The sequence below is a fragment of the Thiococcus pfennigii genome, from assembly GCF_016583835.1.
Lineage (GTDB): Bacteria > Pseudomonadota > Gammaproteobacteria > Chromatiales > Chromatiaceae > Thiococcus > Thiococcus pfennigii.
Map to the genome: position 1 here is coordinate 78805 of NZ_NRRW01000004.1, position 18513 is coordinate 97317.

The window sequence follows — 18513 nt, forward strand, 5'->3', positions numbered from 1 at the left end:
GCATGGCGTTGCCGGCGACCGACTGGGACCGCTACTACGCCAAGCCCGCGGCGACGGCCCGCTTCACGCGCCGCCTGACCGAGCGGCGCCTGCTCGGGCTACTGCGCGGCACGCTCGGCGGCCAAGGGGCGCTGTCGGTCTGCGAGCTGGGCGGGGCCAACAGCTCGTTCGCCGCGACCTTCCTCGAGGCGCTGCCGATCCGCTCGTACCGGATCATCGACACCAACGCGCGCGGGCTCGCGCTGCTCGGGGCGCGCTTCGGCGACGACGGGCGCGTGGCCTGGGAACAGGGCGACGTCCTCGCGCCGAACCCGGCCCATGGCGGCCGCTACGACCTGGTCTACAGCGTCGGGCTGATCGAGCACTTCGACCCGGCCGGTACCCGGCGCGCCATCGCCACCCACCTCGACTATTGCCGCCCCGGCGGCCTGGTCTTGATGACCTTCCCGACCCCGACCTGGCTGTACCGCGGCCTGCGGGCGCTGCTGGAGACGGCGGGCCTGTGGGGCTTCCCCGACGAGCGGCCACTCGGCTTCGACGAAGTCCTGGCCGCGCTCGCGGGTCGGGGCGAATTGGTGCACCGCTCGATCAACTGGGCGATCCTGCTGACCCAGGGCATCGTCGCCGTGCGCGCCGGCCGCTCGCACCGCGACTGAACCTGAAAAGAGCTGCCAGCGGCCAGCTTCTTGAAATTAGTCAGCTGGCGGGCGCGTGACGCTTGCCGGCGCTCACCCGTCTGGCGAGCGCTCGAGCGCAGAAAAGCCCGCTAAAACAAATATTTGAAGCTGGCGGCTGGTGGCTGGTAGCTGGTGGCTGGTGGCTGGTGGCTAGCAGCTGACTCCTCTTTCCAGGTTGAAGCCAGAAGCTGACATTAGGCGGGCCTCTCCAGCACCAGTAGCGTCATCCGCTGCAAGCGATCGATCAGGGCCGGCGGCAGCGCGATCCCGGTCATCGGGTTGGCGATCCGCTCGCGGATCGGGATCTCGGCCAGGACGGCCTCGCCGAAGCCCGCCTCCCGCGCCATCGCGAGCAGCTGCCGGCGGGTCCAGAAGTGCGGCAGCTCGACCGCGCGGTGGCGGTGAAACCACCGGTAGAGGGGCGCATAGGCCAGGTGATAGGGCCACTCCAGGGCCCGCGCCGCGTTCTCGGCGATCAGCAGCGTGCCGCCCGGACGCAGCAGCCGGTGGGCCTTCGCGAGCAGCGCGACGACCCGCGCGCGGCTGCGTCGGGTCGAGTCCTGGCCCAGGTGGTGCAGCAGGAAGATCGCGCAGACGGTGTCGAACGAGGCGGCCGGCAGCTCGATGTCGAGGCAGCTCGCCCGCCGCGTCTCGACGCGGCAGGGCGGCGGCCCGCCGAAGAAGCGCAGGTCATCGAGCATCGCCTGCGAGACGTCGAGGCCGAGCCAGCGCTCGGCGCGCGAGGTGTCGTAGTGGACCCGCGAGCCGCAACCCAGGTCGAGCACCGCGCCGCGCACGATGCCACCGGTGAGGCGATGGATCGTGCGCTGGAAGAGGAGGTCCTCGCCATAGAGGTCGGTGCTCCAGCCGTCGAAATAGGTCGGGTCGGACATCGCGGTCGATCTCGTGCGCCGGGACGGGAGGGCATCGTAGCAGGGATCGGGATCCCCGAGGCCGGGGGCGAACAGGCGACAACGGTCGACCGGGGTGTCGATCGGGTCGATGCTGACCGGCGACCCGCAAGTCATGGCGGCCCTGGCCGCGATGGCGTTGCTCGCAACGGCGGGGAGACCGCCGATCCGGCGACCCGCGCAGCACCACAGCAGGCGCCACGGTCACGGATGCTACCGGGGCGACCTTTCCGTTGCCGCCGGCTCTGCCAGGACGCAGGCCCTGCGCCGAGCGATTCGTGACCACGTGCGTGAGCCGCTGGAACGGCTCGGCTCAGCGGATGCGGTGGGGCCGGGCGAGCCTTGGCCTCGACCCTAGCCCTGCTCGCCCTTGCGGGCCATGAGCTCGTGGCTCAGCAGGCGGATATGCTCCATCTCCTCCCGAATGATCGCCTCGATCTTCTCCTTGCCGCGCCGCTCCGAGACCATGTCCTTCATACCCAGGTAGAACGCGATCGAGTCCTTCTCGATGCCGATGGCGGCCTTGAGGATCTCCCACATGGATGAGGTATCGATCTGTCTCTGGAAGAAGACCCGCGTGTCGGCAAGCGAGCGCAGGTAGTCGAGGGCGTCATCGTTGGGATCAACGACGGTCGCTGCCCGCTGTTCGTCGGTCAGGGAGGCCCTCATCTCCGAAAAGACGCCCTCGTGGTCCTCTTCCATTTCGGCGAGCCGGATCAGGAAGCCCCGGCCCTCGGGGTCTCCGGTCACTGTGTCGGCCGCCTCGCGGTAGAAGGCGGCCCCGTTTCGCTCGATCTGCTCGGCCATCTCGAAGACTTCATCGGCGTTGAATTCGAAGCTCATGTCTGCGGCCCCTCGCTGTTTCGACTCTGGAAAACGCCCGCTGGTCAGCCGCCGAGTCAGAACTTGGCGTCCATCCGGAACTCGGCGGAATCGAGCCAAAACCCCATGTTCAGCACATTGTCGTATTGGTACTGGAGCATGTCGTAATGGAACCGCTCCTCGTCGGCGAGGGAGTCGGCCAGCTCGCGCGCTCTGGGCGTCTTCGCCTTTTTCACCAGGTCCTCGAAGAACCGGATCGCCTTCCTTTCCATCTCCATCGCGATCTTGAGCGCAGCGCTCCCGTTGGCGTGCCGGCTGTCTCCGCCACGGTTGGCGATGGCCGCCTCCAGCTCATCGACCAAGGGAGCCGGCCTCTGCTTGCGCATCGCCTCATCGGCGACCGCCCGCCAGGCTTCGCCATCGGCCATCGAGGTGAAGATCTTCTCGATCACGGCCAGATGGCCATCCTCCTCCTTCGCAAGTCGCGTGAACATGGCCTTGCCGAGGTCATCTTCGGTGACCTCGGCGGCGCGTTCGTAGAACCCCTTGCCGGCGAGTTCCAGCTTGATGGATTCCTTCAATATCTCGACGGTCTGCGCATCGATGGAGGCCATGTTTTTTGTCTCCAGGACGAGGGAAATGAGAAGCCCTACCGCGCCGTGGCATGTGAAACCCGTAGGGTGCGGTGAGCTTGCGAACCGCACCGTTCGCAACACCGGCGTTGGTGCGGTTCGTTCCTCACCACACCCTACATCGGGGCTCACCGTGAGCCCTCGGTAGTTCGGCGCGGGCTATCTCGAATCTAGTATTCCTGCGGCAGATCTTTCAACTCGGCCCAGGAGTAGACCGGCCCTGTCGTGCAGACGTAGTCCTTGCCCACGTTGCAGCGGCCGCATTTGCCGATGCCGCACTTCATCTTGTTCTCGATGGTGGTGTAGATCTGCTCGTCCGCGAAGCCCAGGGCCTTGAGGTTCTGGATCACGAACTTGATCATGATCGGCGGACCGCAGGTGATGGCGATCGCGTTGGCCGAGGACGGCGCCTTGTCCATCAGGTTGGCCGGGACGAAGCCCGTATAACCCTGCCACCCGGCTTCCGGGGCATCCACCGAAAGCTGCACCTCGACGGCCCCTTGGAGCCTTTCCAAGTCGGCCTTGTACATGATGTCGCCGGCGGTGCGGGCCCCATAGAAGAGGCTGATCTTGCCGTAGTCCTCGCCCTGGGCGACCGCCGTCTGGAGCGCACCCCACATCGGCGCCAGCCCGACGCCGCCGCCGACGAAGACCAGGTCCCGGCCCTTCCAATCGGCCAGCGGAAACCGGTTGCCGTAGGGTCCGCGCACACCGATGAAGTCGCCGACCCGGGCGTCGTGGAAGGCGCTGGTGACCCGCCCCATCCGCATGATGCTGAACTGCTTGTACTCCTTCACGAGCGGCGAGGAGGCAATCGAGATCATCGATTCGCCCCGGCCGAAGATCGACAACATCGCGCACTGGCCGCAGTCGTGCTCGAAACCTTCGCTGTCGGGGAACTCGACCTGGAAGGTCTTGATCGCCCGAGCGCCTCGGGTCTCTTCCTGGATGTCGGCGATGCGCCCGATCTGGGGCAGATAGCTGTTGTCCGTCATGCTCGGCTCACCCTGTCCACGACCGCAACGATGTCGATGCCGACCGGGCATTCGGAGATGCACCGCCCGCACCCGGTACACTGCTGGGTCCCGTGGTTCTCGACGAAATAGAGGAACTTGTGGGCGACCCGCTGGCGCAGGCGCGAGCCAAGGTCGCCCCGGGGGTTGTGACCCGAGGTGTGCATCGTGAAATCCGGAAACTGGCAATTATCCCAGGTCCTCACCCGCTCACCGGTGCCGTGATTGGGGTTGGTCACCTCGTCGTTGATGTCGAAGCAGTGGCAGGTGGGACAGAGGTAGGTGCAGATGCCGCAGCCGATGCAATGCCGCGCCATCTCCTCCCACAGCGGCGAGTCGAATCGCGCGCGGATCGCCTCGGCGACGGTGCCGAGCTCCGCAACCGGGCGCTGCGGATGGCTGGACGCGGCGGCATGGACCCGCGCCACCTCGGCCGGATCCCCTGCCTGCAGGCTGGCGAAGGCGTCGCCGCCGCGGGCAATGAGCTCGCCCCCCTTGGCCGTGATCCCCTTGACGTGGAATCGATCGCCCAGATCGGTCATGAGGACATCGAGGCCCTCCTCGGCATGGGGCGCACCGCCCACGGACTGGCAGACGCAGTTGGGGGAATGGGGCTGGTTGCAGGCCAGCCCGACCAGCACCAGCCGCTCCCGCCGCGCCCAATAATAGGGATCCTTGAACTCCTTGCTGAACACCGTGTCGTTGCGAGGCATGCCACGACCATCGCAGGGCCGCACGCCGATGACCACGGTGGGCCGCGGATCCGGCAGCGTCGGGGTGAGCCTGGGGACGCCGTCCGCCCGCTCGAAACGGAAAAAGACCTCCCGCTGCGGAAAGGCGAACTGCTTCGGGGGGTTGATCGTGTTGGTATGCGAGAGGTCGATGACGGTCTCGGCCTCGACCCGGGCGTAATTCCAAACGGAATCGGCGAATGCCGGTGCCAGCACCTCGCAGTCGTCGAGGGCATCGACCCACTCCCGGAGCCTGTCCTTCGATAGGATCTTTTCCATGGGAGCTACCTGATGAAGCTGTTGGGGTCTTCGTCGCGGAACGACGAAAGCAGAGACGCCTGCCCGAAGTCACGGCCGGCCTCGTACTGGAACTGCTCGAAGGCCTCCATCTCCAGCTTGGTGTTGAGCAGACGCAGCGGGATGTTGACGGGACAGACCCGTTCGCACTCGCCGCAATCGATGCAGCGCCCGGCGAGGTGGATGGCCCGCGTCAAGTGGTAGAGCGCGCTCTCCGAGACGCTCGCCGAGCGCTCGCACCAGCGGATGCGGGTGGCCTTCTCCTCGGCCGTGGTCCCCGGCGTATTGACGAAGGTGGTGCTGTCGACCACGCACTCCGGGCAGTAGCACATCGGACAGACCGCACGGCACGCGAAGCAGCGCAGGCAGCGATCGAAGTGATGCTCCCAGGTCGCCCAACGCGCGTCCTCCGTAGCCCCCTGCGCGGCCTTGACGGCACGGAAGGGCTCATCGAGGCCGCGTTCGGTGACGACCTCGCCGAACAGCACGTCGTTCAGCGCGGGTGCGGCCGCGCGGCACTCCAGACAGCGGTCGGCCAGGAGGTCGCGGGCCGGGATCAAGGTCTCGTCACCACCGACGGTGACCTTGAAGGCGTCCGCCCCGGCGAAGTCCACCCGGCTTGCCCACCGGCCCTCGGGCCTGGCCGCGAGCTTGCGCGGGTCGATGACGCCGCTGCCCTCGCAGGAGACCCCGATGATCACGACGTCCTCGCGTTTGAGGTAATTCTCCTGCAGCAGCACGGCAACGGCCCGGCTGTCGCAGCCCTTGGCGACGATCGCGACCGGACGCCCGTCGGGGGTCTTGTTCCGAGTCTGGGCGGCCGCCTGCTGTTGGCGATCCTCGACCAGGTAGCGCGCCAGGTTGTTGAGACAGGTCGGGTCCCACACCAGGGTCTCGGCCTCGCCGGCCTCGTCGATGGTGCAGGGCTGGGCCAGGACCCCGGCGGTGCCCCGGCGATAGCCGATCACGGCCCTGACCTGCCCCTTCTCCAGGAGATCTGCCGCGTACCCGCGCAGCGCGTCGACATTGACCATCAGTGTTTCGCCTTGAGTCGGGTCTGAGGGCCGAGGGGGCGAAGGTCGCCGACGAATTCGTCGATCACCTCGGCGAATTTGGCGCCCTCCGCGGCCGAGACCCAGGACATGCGGAAACGCTCGGCCTCGAGACCGACGAACTGGAGCAGCTGCTTGACCAGGTACAGCTTGCGGCGGGCCAGGTAGTTGCCTTCCATGTAGTGGCAGTCGCCGGGGTGGCAGCCGGAGACCAGCACGCCATCCGCCCCCTTGTTGAAGGCGGAGAGGACATACAGGGGCGACATCGAGCCAGTGCAGGGGATGGTGATCGGCGTGGCGTTCGCCGAGTACTGGATCCGCGACACGCCTGCCAGGTCGCTGCCGGCAGAGGAACACCACTTGCACAGGAAGGCCACGACGCGCGGCTCATGCGCCTGCGCCTCGGGCGCGGGGGATTGCGACGAATTCGGCAACGGAATAGCCCTCCTCTCAGGCCGCCAAGACGGCGCTGATCATCTCGTGAATCTGGAGCTGACTGACGTTCTTGACGTCGATCGCGGCGCGCACGCAGACGCCGACGCAGGAGCCGCACCCCTGGCACAGCACCTCGTTGACCGCCGCCTTGCCACCGACCAGGCCGATGGCCTCGTAGGGGCAGGCGTCGACGCACATCGCGCAGCCGGTGCAGTAGGGGTCGCGGACCTTGGCCACGGTCGGGCTGTGATGCAGCTCCTCCTTGGAGAGCAGGGCGATCACCTTGCTGGCCGCGGCGCTGGCCTGGGCGACGGTCTCGGGGATGTCCTTGGGCCCCTGGGCGGCGCCGGCCAGATAGATCCCCGCCGTGACGCTCTCGACCGGCTTGAGCTTGGGGTGGGCCTCGGCCAGGAAGCCATCCTTGCCGAGGCCGATCTTCAGGGTCTTCGCGATCTCGGCGGTGCCCTTCGATGGCTCCATGGCCTGGGCCAGCACCACCATGTCCGCGGCGATCTCGACGTTGCGTCCGGACAGCGTATCGACGCCGAGCACCCTGAGCTTGCCGCCCTGCTCGTAGACCCTGGAGACCCGGCCGCGCAGGTAGATCACGCCATCCTTCTCCATGGAGCGCTGCACGAACTCCTCGTAACCCTTGCCCCCGGAGCGGATGTCGATATAGAAGACGTAGGCCTGGCCGTCGGGGACATGGTGCTTGTAGAGCGTGGCATGCTTCGCCGTGTACATGCAGCAGATCTTGGAGCACCAGGCACAGTGGTTCTCGGGGTCGCGCGAGCCCGAGCACTGAATGAAGACGATCTCCTTCGGCACCTTGTGGTCGGAGGGCCGCAGGATATGGCCCTCGGTGGCCCCGGAGGCGGAGCAGAGGCGTTCGAACTGGAGCCCGTCGAGGACGTCCGCATAGCGCCCGGCGCCATACTCGCCCAGCTTGTCCATGCCGTAGAGATCGTAACCGGTGGCCACGACGATCGCCCCCACCTCCTCCTCGAAGACGGTGGGGCGCTTGTCGAAATCGATGGCCCCGGCCTCGCAGACCTCCTCGCACTTGCCGCAGACCACCGGCTTGAGGCCGAGACAGGCCGCCTCGTCGAGCGTGAAGGAGGCGGGGATCGCCTGGGCGAAGGGGATGAAGATCGCGCGGCGGTTGGTCAGGCCCTCGTCGTACTCGTTGGGCACGGCCACCGGACAGACCTGGCTGCAGTCGTCGCAGAGCTTGCACAACTCGGGATCGACGTACTGCGCCTTTTTCTTGATCCGCACCCGGAAATTGCCGACGAAGCCGCTGACGCTCTCCACCTCGCTCTCGGTCAGCAGCCGAATGCGGGGGTTCTTGGAGACCGCGACCATCTTCGGCGACAGGATGCACTGGGAGCAGTCCAGCGTCGGGAAGGTCTCCGAGAGCTTGAGCATGTTGCCGCCGATCGTCGACTGCTTCTCGACCAGGATGACGTCGAGGCCGGCATCGGCCAGGTCGAGGGCCGTCTGGATGCCGGCAATGCCGCCGCCGACGACCAGCGCCCGGCGCGTCACGGGCACCCCGATGGGATCGAGCGGCTCGTTGCGCTGCACCCGGCGCACCGCGGCACGGGAGATCTTGATGGCCTTGTCGGTCGCCTCGTCCGGGTCCTTATGGACCCAGGAGCACTGCTCGCGGATGTTGGCGATCTCGCAGCGGAAACCGCTCAGGCCCCCGAGCTCGGAGGCGTCCCGGAAGGTCTTCTCGTGCAGGGTCGGCGAGCAGCAGGAGATCACCATGCCATCGAGGTCGTTCTCCTTGATGGCGTCGATGACCGCACCCTGGCCCGGGTCCGAGCACATGTAGACATAGTCCTCGCAGAAGACCACGCCGTCGTCCTTGGCCAGCTCTCGTGCAACCTTCTTGACGTCGACCGTAGCGGCGATGTTCTTGCCGCAGTGGCAGACGAAGACACCGGTGCGTTTGCTCATGGCGCCTCCTCGATACTGAGCGGACGCGTCTCCAACAGCTCGAGGCCGTACTCGTAGCCGCGGTCGAAGGCCTTCTCGTTGACCGCCAGGAAGCGATCCGGGACCAGGCCCGGCAAGGCATTCTTCATCGCCTCGGCGCTGACGATCTTCGTAATGGCGGCGAAGCAGCCGAGCGTCACCAAGTTGGCGAAAATCCGGTTGCCGATCTCTTCGGCCATGCGGGTGACCGGCGCGGCATACATCTGCACCCGCCCGGTGTCCTCCTTGGGCTGGACCAGGTCCTCCTCGTAGATGAGGACGCCGCCGTCGCGCAGCTTCGGCTCATAGGTGTTGTAGGAATCCTGGGACAACGCGACCAAGACACCCGGCAGGGTCACGTAGGGGTAGAGGACCCGACTCTCGGAGATCACCAGCTGTGACGCGCAGGCACCGCCGCGGGCCTCGGGGCCGAAGCTCTGCGTCATCGTGGCGAACTTGTTGTCGTACATCGACAGCGCCTTGCCGGTGATCAAGGCGCAGCGCACGATGCCCTGGCCGCCGAACCCGGAGAACCTGACCTCCCACGTCATCCCAGGCCCTCCTCGTCGACGCCGAAGTCCTCGGCCATCAACCGCGCCTCCTCGTCCTCCACCAAGGCTTGGGCCTTGGCGCGCGCCTCGGCCTCGCGGCGTTCCTTCTCCTCGCGCTCCGGCGTGGTCATGCCATAGAGCTGGTACTCATCGCCGAGGACGTTGGCGTAGCGCTCGTTGACCGCCTCGAGGTAGGTGGGCTTTTCTCGGCGCACGAACCGGCCCATCGTGATGTCGCCCTGGAAGTCGATGCCCACGTTGCGGGTATCGACTTCCTTGTCGACCTCGGCCTCCTCCCGGTAATAGGCCAAGGCGTCCATGCCGTCGCCGAGGCGGTTGCGGCGCTGATAGAGGGTGGTGCAGGGGGCGATGACCTCGATGAAGGAGAAGCCCTTGTGGCTCAGGCCCTCGCGGATCGACTTGGTGATGTTGCGGGCATGCAGCGAGGTCCAGCGCGCCACATAGGTCGCCCCGCAGGCGTCGGCCAGGAACGGCAGGCTGAAGGGATATTCGTAGTTGCCGTAGGGGGTGGTCGAGGCGTTGGCCGTCTGCGGCGTCGTCGGCGTCACCTGCCCGCCGGTCATGCCGTAGGTGAAGTTGTTGATGCAGATGACCATGATGTCCATGTTGCGGCGGGCGGCATGGATGAAGTGGTTGCCGCCGATCCCGACGATGTCGCCGTCGCCACTGACCACGACGACCTTGAGATCCGGGTTGGCGAGCTTGAGGCCGGTGGCCACCGGGATAGCCCGACCGTGGGTGCTGTGGATCGAATCGAGCTTCACGTAGCCGGCGACGCGGCCGCTGCAGCCGATGCCGGAGACCACGGCCAACTTGTCCATGTCGATGCCGCTCTTCTTCACCGCCTCGGCAAAGCAGTTGACCACGGTGCCGATGCCGCAACCCGGGCACCAGATGTGGGGCATGCGCTCCATGCGCAGGAACTCCGCCATCGGGCTCTCGGCGCGGAAGGTCTCTTCGTCGAATGCGGTGCTCATTGGCAGGCCTCCTGGATGGCGCCGAGGATGACGTCGGGATCGTGGACAGCACCGCCGCAATGGGGGACGCTGACGACCCGGCACTGGCCGGCAGCGCAGCGCTCGACCTCCCTCACCATCTGACCGTAGTTGATCTCTGGGACGACGATGGCGCGCACCTGGCCGGCCAGTTCGCGGATCCTCCGCTCCGCAAACGGCCAGACGGTGATCAACCGCAACGTCCCGGTCCGGATCCCGGCCTCGCGCGCCAGCTGCACCGCCCGCGAGACGATCCGCGACGTGATGCCGTAGGAGACGACGAGGACCTCCGCGCCCTCGACCTCCTCCTCCTCGAGCCGGATGATCTTGTCGGCGTTGGAGTCGATCTTCTCGATCAGGTGGGTGACGACCTTGACGTTCTGCGCCGGGGTAAGGGCCGGATAGCCGCGCTCGTCATGCGTGAGACCTGTGATGTGGAAGCGATAACCGTCGCCAGCCCTGACCATCGGGGCTACGTCCTTACCGGTGAATCGATAGGGGCGGTAATCCTCCTTCGGACCATCGTAGAGGTTGCGCGCGACCACCATGATCTCCTCGGCCGGGGGGATGACGACCTTCTCGTGCATGTGCCCGACGGTCTCGTCGGTCATGATGAAGACCGGCACCCGATAGGTCTCGGAGAGGTTGAAGGCCTCGACGGTCAGGTCGAAGCACTCCTGCGGCGAGTCGGGGCTCAGCGCGATGATGCGATAGTCGCCGTGGGAGCCCCAGCGCACCTGCATCATGTCCTGCTGACCGGGCAGCGTCGGCAATCCAGTCGAAGGGCCGGCACGCTGGACGTCGGCGATGACCATCGGGGTCTCGGTCATCACGGCCAGGCCCAGGTTCTCCATCATCAGGGAGAGTCCCGGGCCGGAGGTCACGGTCATCACCTTCTGGCCGCCCCAGGCGGCGCCCACCAGGGCGGCGATCGAGGCGATCTCGTCTTCCATCTGGATGAAGAGGCCGCCCACGCCGGGACAGCGCTCGGCGAAGCGCTCGGCGGTCTCGGTCGAGGGCGTGATCGGGTATCCGGCGAAGAAGCGGCAACCAGCCGCCAATGCCCCCTCGGCGATGGCGTGATCGCCGTCGAGGAAATGGGCGCCCGAAAGGACCCCTTTCGGATCGGCGGCGGTCTTACGCATGCTCGTTCTCCATGTGTTCTGGCCTGCGGGTCACGTAGATGGCGAATTCCGGACAGATCGACTGACAGAAATCGCAGTTCCGACAGTCCTCTGGCGACTTGACATAAGGGGGGTGGTACCCCTTGGCATTGAACGCGGCTGACATCTCCAGCGCCTTGGTGGGACAGAAGGCGACGCAGAAGCCGCACCCCTTGCACCAGGCGGTGTTGATGGTGACGACGCCCGTGATGTTCTTGACCTTACCGAATGGCATCGTTGTCCTCCTCAGAGCAGGCCCTTGGCGCTCAGCAGGGGAGCGGCCGGCGTGTGATGGAGATCCAGCCGCAATACCGACTCGGGGCCACCGAGGGCGATGGCCATCAACTGCGTGAAATAGACCACCGGCAGGGTTCGGAAGTCGCCATAGGTCTGCCTGGTCAACGCCTGGCGTTGATCCAGATTGAAGGCGCAGAGGGGGCAGCTGACCAGGACCGTGTCTGCGCCTTGGGATTGCGCAGCGCCGATGATCTGGTAGGTCTTGTCGGCGACGATGTGCGGCTTGTCCACCGTCTGGTAGGCGGCGCAGCACTCGGTCTTGTGGCTGAACGCGACGGGCTCGCCGCCCAGGGCCTCGACGAGGTCTTCGAGGACCGTCGGGTTCTCGGCATCGTCGAAGGCGGCCTCCTTGGGCCGCACCAACAGGCAACCGTAGTAGCAGGCCACCTTCAGGCCAGCCAGGGGCTTGACGACCTTCTCGCGCAGGGCTTGGAACCCGATCTGATCGCGCACGACCTCCAGCACGTGGACGACGTCGACATCGCCCGCGTAATCGACCGGCTCCTCGTACATGAAGGCGTTCATGAGGGCGAGGTCCGGGGCGCTGTGGCGGACGTGGATGTTGGCCCGCTTGATGGTGTTGTAGCACATCGAGCAGCCGGTCATGAGCTGCCGGTTCCCCGCCTCCTTGGCGCGGATCAGGTTGCGGATCGGCGCCACGCGGCGCATCAGGTCGTCGGCCGAGAGCGAATAGACGGTTCCACAGCAGTTCCAGCGATCGAGCTCGACCGCCTCGACCCCGAGGCGCTCCATCGCATAGAGGGTGGAATCCTCGAAGTTCCGGGCGTGGTTCTTGAGGGTGCAACCGGGAAAGTAGCTAAGCTTCATGGCGATGGCTGGTCCCCTCAGGAGGTGAGCTTGCGCATGCTGCCGATGAGGGCGATGGGCGGGATCGCTTGCAGCTCCTCGGCTGCGACATCCGCCACCCGCAGGTGATCCTGTCGGGCGCGCAGTTTGACCTGACGCATCGACTCGAACAGCTCGGCGATCCGCACCCCCTTGGGACAGCGCGTATTGCAGGTCATGCAGGAGACGCAGAGCCAGATCGCCTCTGAATCGAGCAGCTCCTGCTCCATCCCCAGTTGCGCCAGACGAATCATCTGCGCCGGCGGGATGTCCATGTAGGCGGCCAGCGGGCAACCGGCCGAGCACTTGCCGCACTGGTAGCAGGCCAGGAGGTTCTGGTCCGCGAGCCGCTGGACCTTGGCCGTGAAGCGGCTGTGGACCTTCTCTTTCGAAACGATCACCGTCATGAGCTCTTACCTGCGCTGAGACCTGGCGTCGGGCCGACAGCGGGCCCCCTCACTGCTCCGCACCGAGACCGATTCGGCTGCGGAGCATCGAGTGGCGCGCCGGGATATTGCCGAGGCGCGCCAGCTGCTGCAGCTTCACGTTCTCCGGGGTGTAGGAGGGTAGGATCACGGGCGAGATCAGATCGGTCTCGATGCCCTGATCCGCCATCTCCTTCGCGTAGGCGGTGACATGGTCCAGGCTCAGACGGCCGAGCTGCACCGACTTGGCGTACTCGCTGGCATGCCGGCCGGCGCGGCGGCCGAAGACGTTGTAGTCGAGCACCGAATTGCCCATCAGCCGGTTGCGGCCATGGACGCCACCCGAGGCCTCGCCGGCGACGAACAGGCCCGGGATATTGGTCTCGCAGCGCTCGTTGATCTCGATGCCACCGTTCTGGTAGTGCAGCGAGGGGTAGATCAGCATCGGCTGCTTGACGATGTCGATGCCGTAGCGGTCGAAGGCCCGGCAGATGCCGGGAAACTGGTGTCGCGTGTAGCCCTCGCCGTGGAGCATGTCGATGATCGGCGAATCCAGCCAGACACCGACGCGCCCGGCGGCGGTGGCGATGCCCATGTTGCGCTCGGGGCTGCACTCGCGGATGATCGCCGCGCTCTCGACATCCCGCGGCTCGCGCGGGAACACGAACAGCTCGCCGTCCTTGTTCAACGGCTGCCCGCCCGCACCGCGGATCTTCTCGGTGACCAGGAAGCCGGCGATCTGCTCCGGATAGACGGCCCCGGTGGGGTGGTACTGGACCGAATCCATGAATTTGAGCTGGGCGCCGGCCCGGTAGGCCATGACCAGCCCGTCGCCGGTCGCGCCGTAGTGGTTGGTGGTCGCGAAGCCGCGGATGTGCAGCCGCCCGAAGCCGCCGGTGGTGATCACCGTCGCCTTGGCCTTGACCACGAGGAATTGCTCGGTGTCGAGGTTGTAGAGGATGGCGCCCGCGCATTGGCCCTTGTCGTCGAGCAGCAGCTCGATCGCCGGCTCGAACTCGCGCACCCGGATCTTGTCGGGGTGGTTCTCGACCTCGTCCATCAGGGTGCGCATGATGATCGCGCCGATGTAGTCGCGGCAGGACAGCATGCGCTTGCGCGAGGTGCCCCCGCCGTGCAGGACCTGGAGCGAGCCGTCCTCCATCTTGTCCCACATGACGCCCAGCTTCTCGAGCTCCCGGACCACCTCCGGGGCGTCCTCGGTCAGGGCGCGGACGAGATCGGGCTTATTGTCGAAGTGACCGCCGCCGACCGCATCCAGATAGTGGCGGGTCGGCGAATCCTGTGGCGCGACGGCCGCCTGCATGCCGCCCTCGGACATCATCGAGTTGGCGTCGCCCAGGCGCAGCTTGGTGGCGATCATGGAGTCGACCCCGTTCTGCATGGCGGTGATGGCCGCCCAGCAGCCGGCGCCGCCGCCGCCGATGATCAGCAGATCGGTCTCGTAGTCGGGCTTGGCGAGATTCGCCTGCATCCGACGCGGGTCGATCATCGAGTGCGCCTCGAGGATCCACTTGACCTCGGTGGTGAGCTCCTCGCCCTTGTTCGGCCCGATCCGAATGCGGCTGCGGGCGGCGGCCGCGGAGTCGGGGTGGAACCGCGAGAGCACGTCTTCCCGCTCCGCCGCGTTCATCGGCGGATAGACCGGCTGACCGCTCTTGGCGAGCTCCAGCCGCATGGGTCGCGTCTGCTCGACCTTCTCGAGCAGACCTTTCAAGTAGTCCGGATACATGCGTGTCCTCCGAGCGCACGCCCGTCGTCGATGCGCGACCGACCCTCAGGGGCGCCCCGAAATACGATTTGTCATAATTCTGCGAGTCACGCCGGGCGGCGTGCTACTCCATGTCCCGCGCGTAATAGCGCTCGCTGAGCGCCTCCCGCCCGAGGGACATCAGCTCGGCATACTCGTCGTCGTAGGCGCGATCCTGCACCTGCTGGAGGCGGGCATCGAGCTCCTCGCTCTCCTTGCGCAAGTAGCGCCCATAGAGACGCTTGCCGAGGATGGCGACCTTGTGCTGGATGATCTCGGCCGGGCAACGCAGCGCACAGAGACCGCAACCGACGCAATCGTAGGAGAGCTCCATGAGCTCGGCGATGTCGCCGCGCATGGCCGCCTGGATGTAGTCCATCACCTGCAGCCCCTGGGGACAGGCCTTGGTACAGGTGCCGCAGGCCACGCAGCGGAAGGTGACCGGATAGACCTTCTTGATCGTGTCGACGTCGGGCGTGAGCGTCTCCAGGTCGTAAATCGCCTTCTCGACGGGCACGGAGGGGATCTGGGACAGGGCCATGCCGTCCTGGACCAGCGTCGTGCAGGCCAGGCCGGTATGGATCCGGTAGTCGTTGGGCAACCGGTAGATGGTGCCACAGGCACCACAGAAGCCCTCGCGACAGCCGGCACCGCGGATGATCTGCTGGCCGCTGTGCTCGATGGCCCGCATGATGGTGGCGTCGGCCGGGACACGGGCAGGCTTGCCCATGATGGACACGGTCACCTCTGCGGTCTCAGTCCGGCCCTGCCGGCCGACATCTCGCCCAGCCTCGCGCATGTCGACGGCCTCGTCTTCTTGCTCGCCACGCATTGGGAAGTCCTCCGCTTGTAACCCCGGTCAGACTCGGTCGTCTGGAGCCTGGCCCGAGCCGACGAATCCGATATTTCCTTGTCGGATCGCCGTCTTGGGCCCGCTGCGACCAGCCTGACCGCCGGGGCTTTTCTAATTAAAATCATCGGCTTTTCTTGGAAGCCGCGATTGCAGTGGCGGAGCGATAGTACCACCAGCGGCCCTCGAAGGTAGACCCCCAACATCAGCCCGACCGCATCGTGGTCAGCCGGAACCCACCGCGGCGGCCTCCGATCCCCATGGTCCTTTCGAAAGGACGCGCGCGGAGGCGCGACACTCGTGCCGCGCTTGGGCAATACCGAGGCCGACCTTTCATGGGGACCTTGAAAAACCGCCATCCGGGCAATCTTTCAAGACGGCACACGTGCCCCGCGCGGTCTCGGGAATTCCGCAGTCCTGCATCAGCGGGGCAACACGCCCGAGTCGACGCTGGCGAGCGGGCTGGCCACCATGCGGGTCCGCGCGGATGGCGGATGGACCGACCGCCGCGGAGCTCCCGCCCCCTAGCGCCATTCTGATGCCTCGTGCCGCACGGGCCGATAGCGGCGAAGTCCGCGCGGCGCCCGCCCAGATGGACCCCTTGACGTCCGTCACGCCACGCCGTAAAAGGCGCCACCGCCGATTCGGTCGATCTGCTGCGTATTACGGTGCGTGATGCGTCTGGTCTCGTTCGATGCCTTTCGTTCGCTGGGGATCCCCGGCGTCAGCGTGCTCAAGCCCGAGGGCTTCATCCGCCAGCGGGCCCTGATCGAGGCCGCCGACTGGGTGCTGTTTCCGCAGACCTGGCAGCTCAACGTGCTCTGCTATGCCTGGAAGCGGCGCGTGTTCCCCTCGCCCCCGAGCTACGACATCGGCTATGACAAGGTCGAGCAGACGCGGGTATTCGAATCGCTCGCCCCGGGCCATTGCCCCCGGACCCTGATCCTGCCCGCGGACGAGGCGGCCACCGAGCAGGCCATCGCCGAACTCGGCCTGCCGTTGGTCGTGAAGGAACCGCGCAATTCGATGGGCCGCGGCGTCCACCTGGTGGAGACCCGCAGCGCCCTACGCGCTTGGTGCGCCCAGCGCCCGGTCCTCTATGCCCAGGAGTACCTGCCGCTGTCCGCCGATCTGCGCGTCGTGTGGGTCGGCGATCGGGTGTTCACCGCCTACTGGCGCCGCGGCGGCGACGGCTTTCACCACAACGTCGCCCGCGGCGCCGTGCTCGATTACGAGGCGATCCCCGACGCCGCCCTGGAGCTGGTGGCGACCCTGGCCCCGGCGCTCGGCATCGACCACGCCGGCTTCGACATCGCCTGGGTCGACGGCCACCCTTTCCTGCTCGAACTCAACGTGCTGTTCGGCAACGCCGGCATCCGCGAGGCCGGGGTCGACCTGGCGGGGGCGATCGTCGCCTATCTGCGAGGGCGGTTGCGGACTGAGGGGCTGTAACAGGGCGCGAGGGAATCGCTGGGCAGCGCGGCGCGCTCGGGCGCGACGCGTCACCCCTCGTGCAGCAGGTGGAACTCGGCGAAGAGTTCGTGCCGGTAGGCAGCGAAGTCGCCATCGGTGCGCTCCCGCGGGTAGGGCATGTCGATGTCGATGATCCGCTGGATGCGCCCCGGGTTGGCGGCCATCAGCACCACCCGCTGGCCCAGGGCGATGGCCTCGTCGAGGTCGTGGGTGACGAAGACGATCGTCGAGCCCTTTCCCTGCCAGAGGCTGAGCAGCTCGTCCTGGAGGCGCATCCGCGTGAAGGCGTCGAGCGCGCCGAAGGGCTCGTCCATGAAGAGCAGGCTCGGCTCGACGGCCAGCGCACGGGCGATCGCGACCCGCTGCTTCATGCCACCCGAGATCTCGTGGGGGTGCTTGTAGGCCGCGGCACAGAGCCCGACCAGCTGCAGCGCCTCCTGGGCGCGCGCCTTGGCCTCGTCGCTCGGGACACCGCGCGCCTCGAGGCCGAACAGGACGTTGCCGAATACCGTCCGCCACGGAAAGAGGCCGTAGTCCTGAAAGATCATGATGTGATCGGGGTCCGGCTCGGCGACCGGTCGCCCGTCGATCGTGAGCACGCCCCCGGTCGGCGTCTCGAAGCCCGCCATGAGCTTGATCAGCGTGGTCTTGCCGCAGCCGCTCGGCCCGACCAGGCAGACGAGCTCGCCGGCGGGGACGGCGAGATCGACGCCGGTCAGGGCGACCTGTTCGCCGCCGCGGGCCGAGCGATAGCGCTTCTCCAGCCCCTCGGCCAGGATCTTGATGCTCGCCGTTTCGGTCATTGCCCCAGGCCCCAGTAGCGTCCGACGGCGCGCTCCAGCACCCGCATGCCGCGGTAGATGGCGAGCCCGAGCAGACCGATGACCAGCATCCCGGCCATGATGAGGTCGGTGCGCAGGAAGTTGCGGGCGTCGACGATCATGTAGCCGAGCCCCGACTGGGCGCCGAGCATCTCCCCGGCGACCAGGTGGATCCAGGCCGTGCCGACGGCGATGTGCAGGCCGACCATGATGCCGGGAAAGGCGGCCGGGACGATGACCCGCAGGAAGGTCATCCTGGGGTCGGCGCCGAAGTTGGCCGCGACCTTGAGGTAGACCTCCGGGATGCCGCGCACGGCGCCGATGGTGGTGAGGAGCACGGGGAAGAAGGCCGCCAGGTAGATGATGTAGATGGCGGGGGCATTGCCGATGCCGAACCAGAGCACCGCGAGCGGAAACCAGGCGATCGGCGAGATCGGGCGCATGACCTGGATCAGCGGATCGAACAGCCGCCCCAGGACGCCGAAGCGACCGAGCAGGAGACCCAGCGGCACCGCCACGGCGACGGCCAGCAGATAGCCGCCAGCGAAGCGCACCAGGCTGATCCAGGTGTTGGTCCACAGCCGGCCGTCCATGGCCACCTCGATGAGGGCCCGGGCCATGGCCGCGGGGCCGGGGAACTGGTCCGGTGGATAGAACTGGGCGATCAGGCCCCAGACGCCGCCGAACAGCACCAGGATCCAGACCGGCAGGGTCGCCATGCCCAAACGGTGCACGAGGCCCCGCCTCATG

At 66.8% G+C, this 18513-nt stretch carries 20 protein-coding genes; 2 read left to right on the forward strand and 18 right to left on the reverse strand.

Translation table 11 applies throughout. The annotated features are described in order from the left end of the window. Nucleotides 1-2: 2 nt before the first annotated feature. A complete protein-coding gene (locus CKO41_RS02470; RefSeq protein WP_200381141.1) occupies nt 3-656 on the forward strand; it encodes a methyltransferase domain-containing protein in 654 nt (217 codons plus the stop codon). A 215-nt stretch (nt 657-871) separates the two neighbouring features. Here CKO41_RS02470 and CKO41_RS02475 read toward each other — a convergent pair whose 3' ends face one another. From CKO41_RS02475 to CKO41_RS02550, 16 genes are all read right to left on the reverse strand, one after another. Beyond that, nucleotides 872-1570 carry a class I SAM-dependent methyltransferase gene (locus CKO41_RS02475; RefSeq protein WP_200381142.1) on the reverse strand — a complete coding sequence of 233 codons (699 nt, stop codon included), beginning with the start codon at nt 1568-1570 and terminating at the stop codon, nt 872-874. A gap of 372 nt (nt 1571-1942) precedes the next feature. Further along, a complete protein-coding gene (locus CKO41_RS02480) occupies nt 1943-2431 on the reverse strand; it encodes a ferritin-like domain-containing protein (RefSeq protein ID WP_200381143.1) in 489 nt (162 codons plus the stop codon). Nucleotides 2432-2487: 56 nt separating this feature from the next. Next, complete coding sequence (locus tag CKO41_RS02485; protein ID WP_200381144.1) at nt 2488-3174, reverse strand: ferritin family protein; 687 nt, start codon at nt 3172-3174, stop codon at nt 2488-2490. A gap of 38 nt (nt 3175-3212) precedes the next feature. Further along, complete coding sequence (locus CKO41_RS02490) at nt 3213-4037, reverse strand: FAD/NAD(P)-binding protein (protein ID WP_200381145.1); 825 nt, start codon at nt 4035-4037, stop codon at nt 3213-3215. Beyond that, nucleotides 4034-5065, reverse strand: coding sequence for a 4Fe-4S dicluster domain-containing protein (locus CKO41_RS02495; protein WP_200381146.1), 1032 nt, complete (start codon nt 5063-5065; stop codon nt 4034-4036). Before CKO41_RS02495 ends, CKO41_RS02490 begins: the two co-directional genes overlap by 4 nt. 5 nt (nt 5066-5070) lie before the next feature. Next, nucleotides 5071-6117, reverse strand: a complete 1047-nt coding sequence (locus tag CKO41_RS02500; RefSeq protein WP_200381147.1) for a 4Fe-4S dicluster domain-containing protein — start codon at nt 6115-6117, stop codon at nt 5071-5073. Beyond that, nucleotides 6117-6569 carry a hydrogenase iron-sulfur subunit gene (locus tag CKO41_RS02505; RefSeq protein WP_200381148.1) on the reverse strand — a complete coding sequence of 151 codons (453 nt, stop codon included), beginning with the start codon at nt 6567-6569 and terminating at the stop codon, nt 6117-6119. The genes CKO41_RS02500 and CKO41_RS02505 overlap by 1 nt, the downstream gene beginning before the upstream one ends. Before the next feature lie 16 nt (nt 6570-6585). Then, nucleotides 6586-8535 (reverse strand): CoB--CoM heterodisulfide reductase iron-sulfur subunit A family protein, encoded by a 1950-nt coding sequence (locus CKO41_RS02510; RefSeq protein ID WP_200381149.1) that lies wholly within the window; start codon nt 8533-8535, stop codon nt 6586-6588. Then, the gene (locus tag CKO41_RS02515) at nt 8532-9104 is read right to left on the reverse strand and encodes a 2-oxoacid:acceptor oxidoreductase family protein (RefSeq protein ID WP_200381150.1); all 573 of its coding nucleotides are present in this window, start codon (nt 9102-9104) and stop codon (nt 8532-8534) included. The genes CKO41_RS02510 and CKO41_RS02515 overlap by 4 nt, the downstream gene beginning before the upstream one ends. Continuing rightward, nucleotides 9101-10102, reverse strand: a complete 1002-nt coding sequence (locus tag CKO41_RS02520; protein ID WP_200381151.1) for a thiamine pyrophosphate-dependent enzyme — start codon at nt 10100-10102, stop codon at nt 9101-9103. The genes CKO41_RS02515 and CKO41_RS02520 overlap by 4 nt, the downstream gene beginning before the upstream one ends. Then, nucleotides 10099-11265, reverse strand: a complete 1167-nt coding sequence (locus CKO41_RS02525; protein ID WP_200381152.1) for a 2-oxoacid:acceptor oxidoreductase subunit alpha — start codon at nt 11263-11265, stop codon at nt 10099-10101. The genes CKO41_RS02520 and CKO41_RS02525 overlap by 4 nt, the downstream gene beginning before the upstream one ends. Beyond that, nucleotides 11258-11518 carry a 4Fe-4S dicluster domain-containing protein gene (locus CKO41_RS02530; RefSeq protein WP_200249046.1) on the reverse strand — a complete coding sequence of 87 codons (261 nt, stop codon included), beginning with the start codon at nt 11516-11518 and terminating at the stop codon, nt 11258-11260. Before CKO41_RS02530 ends, CKO41_RS02525 begins: the two co-directional genes overlap by 8 nt. Nucleotides 11519-11529: 11 nt before the next feature. Then, nucleotides 11530-12408: a CoB--CoM heterodisulfide reductase iron-sulfur subunit B family protein gene (locus tag CKO41_RS02535; RefSeq protein WP_200381153.1), complete on the reverse strand. Its 879-nt coding sequence runs from the start codon at nt 12406-12408 to the stop codon at nt 11530-11532. A 17-nt stretch (nt 12409-12425) separates the two neighbouring features. After that, nucleotides 12426-12833, reverse strand: coding sequence for a 4Fe-4S dicluster domain-containing protein (locus CKO41_RS02540; protein WP_200249042.1), 408 nt, complete (start codon nt 12831-12833; stop codon nt 12426-12428). A 49-nt stretch (nt 12834-12882) separates the two neighbouring features. Beyond that, nucleotides 12883-14601: an FAD-binding protein gene (locus CKO41_RS02545; RefSeq protein ID WP_200381154.1), complete on the reverse strand. Its 1719-nt coding sequence runs from the start codon at nt 14599-14601 to the stop codon at nt 12883-12885. 103 nt (nt 14602-14704) lie between these two features. Continuing rightward, a complete protein-coding gene (locus CKO41_RS02550; protein ID WP_200381155.1) occupies nt 14705-15451 on the reverse strand; it encodes a 2Fe-2S iron-sulfur cluster binding domain-containing protein in 747 nt (248 codons plus the stop codon). Between the two features lie 693 nt (nt 15452-16144). Between CKO41_RS02550 and CKO41_RS02555 the strand changes: the two genes are divergently transcribed. Then, entirely contained in the window at nt 16145-16921 is a 777-nt protein-coding gene (locus CKO41_RS02555; RefSeq protein WP_200381156.1) for an ATP-grasp domain-containing protein, read from the forward strand. Between the two features lie 50 nt (nt 16922-16971). Here the strand turns inward: CKO41_RS02555 and CKO41_RS02560 are convergent, their stop codons facing one another. Both CKO41_RS02560 and CKO41_RS02565 read right to left on the reverse strand, forming a co-directional pair. Then, a complete protein-coding gene (locus tag CKO41_RS02560) occupies nt 16972-17745 on the reverse strand; it encodes an ABC transporter ATP-binding protein (protein ID WP_200249035.1) in 774 nt (257 codons plus the stop codon). Beyond that, the gene (locus CKO41_RS02565; RefSeq protein ID WP_200381157.1) at nt 17742-18512 is read right to left on the reverse strand and encodes an ABC transporter permease; all 771 of its coding nucleotides are present in this window, start codon (nt 18510-18512) and stop codon (nt 17742-17744) included. The genes CKO41_RS02560 and CKO41_RS02565 overlap by 4 nt, the downstream gene beginning before the upstream one ends. Nucleotide 18513 lies beyond the last annotated feature (1 nt).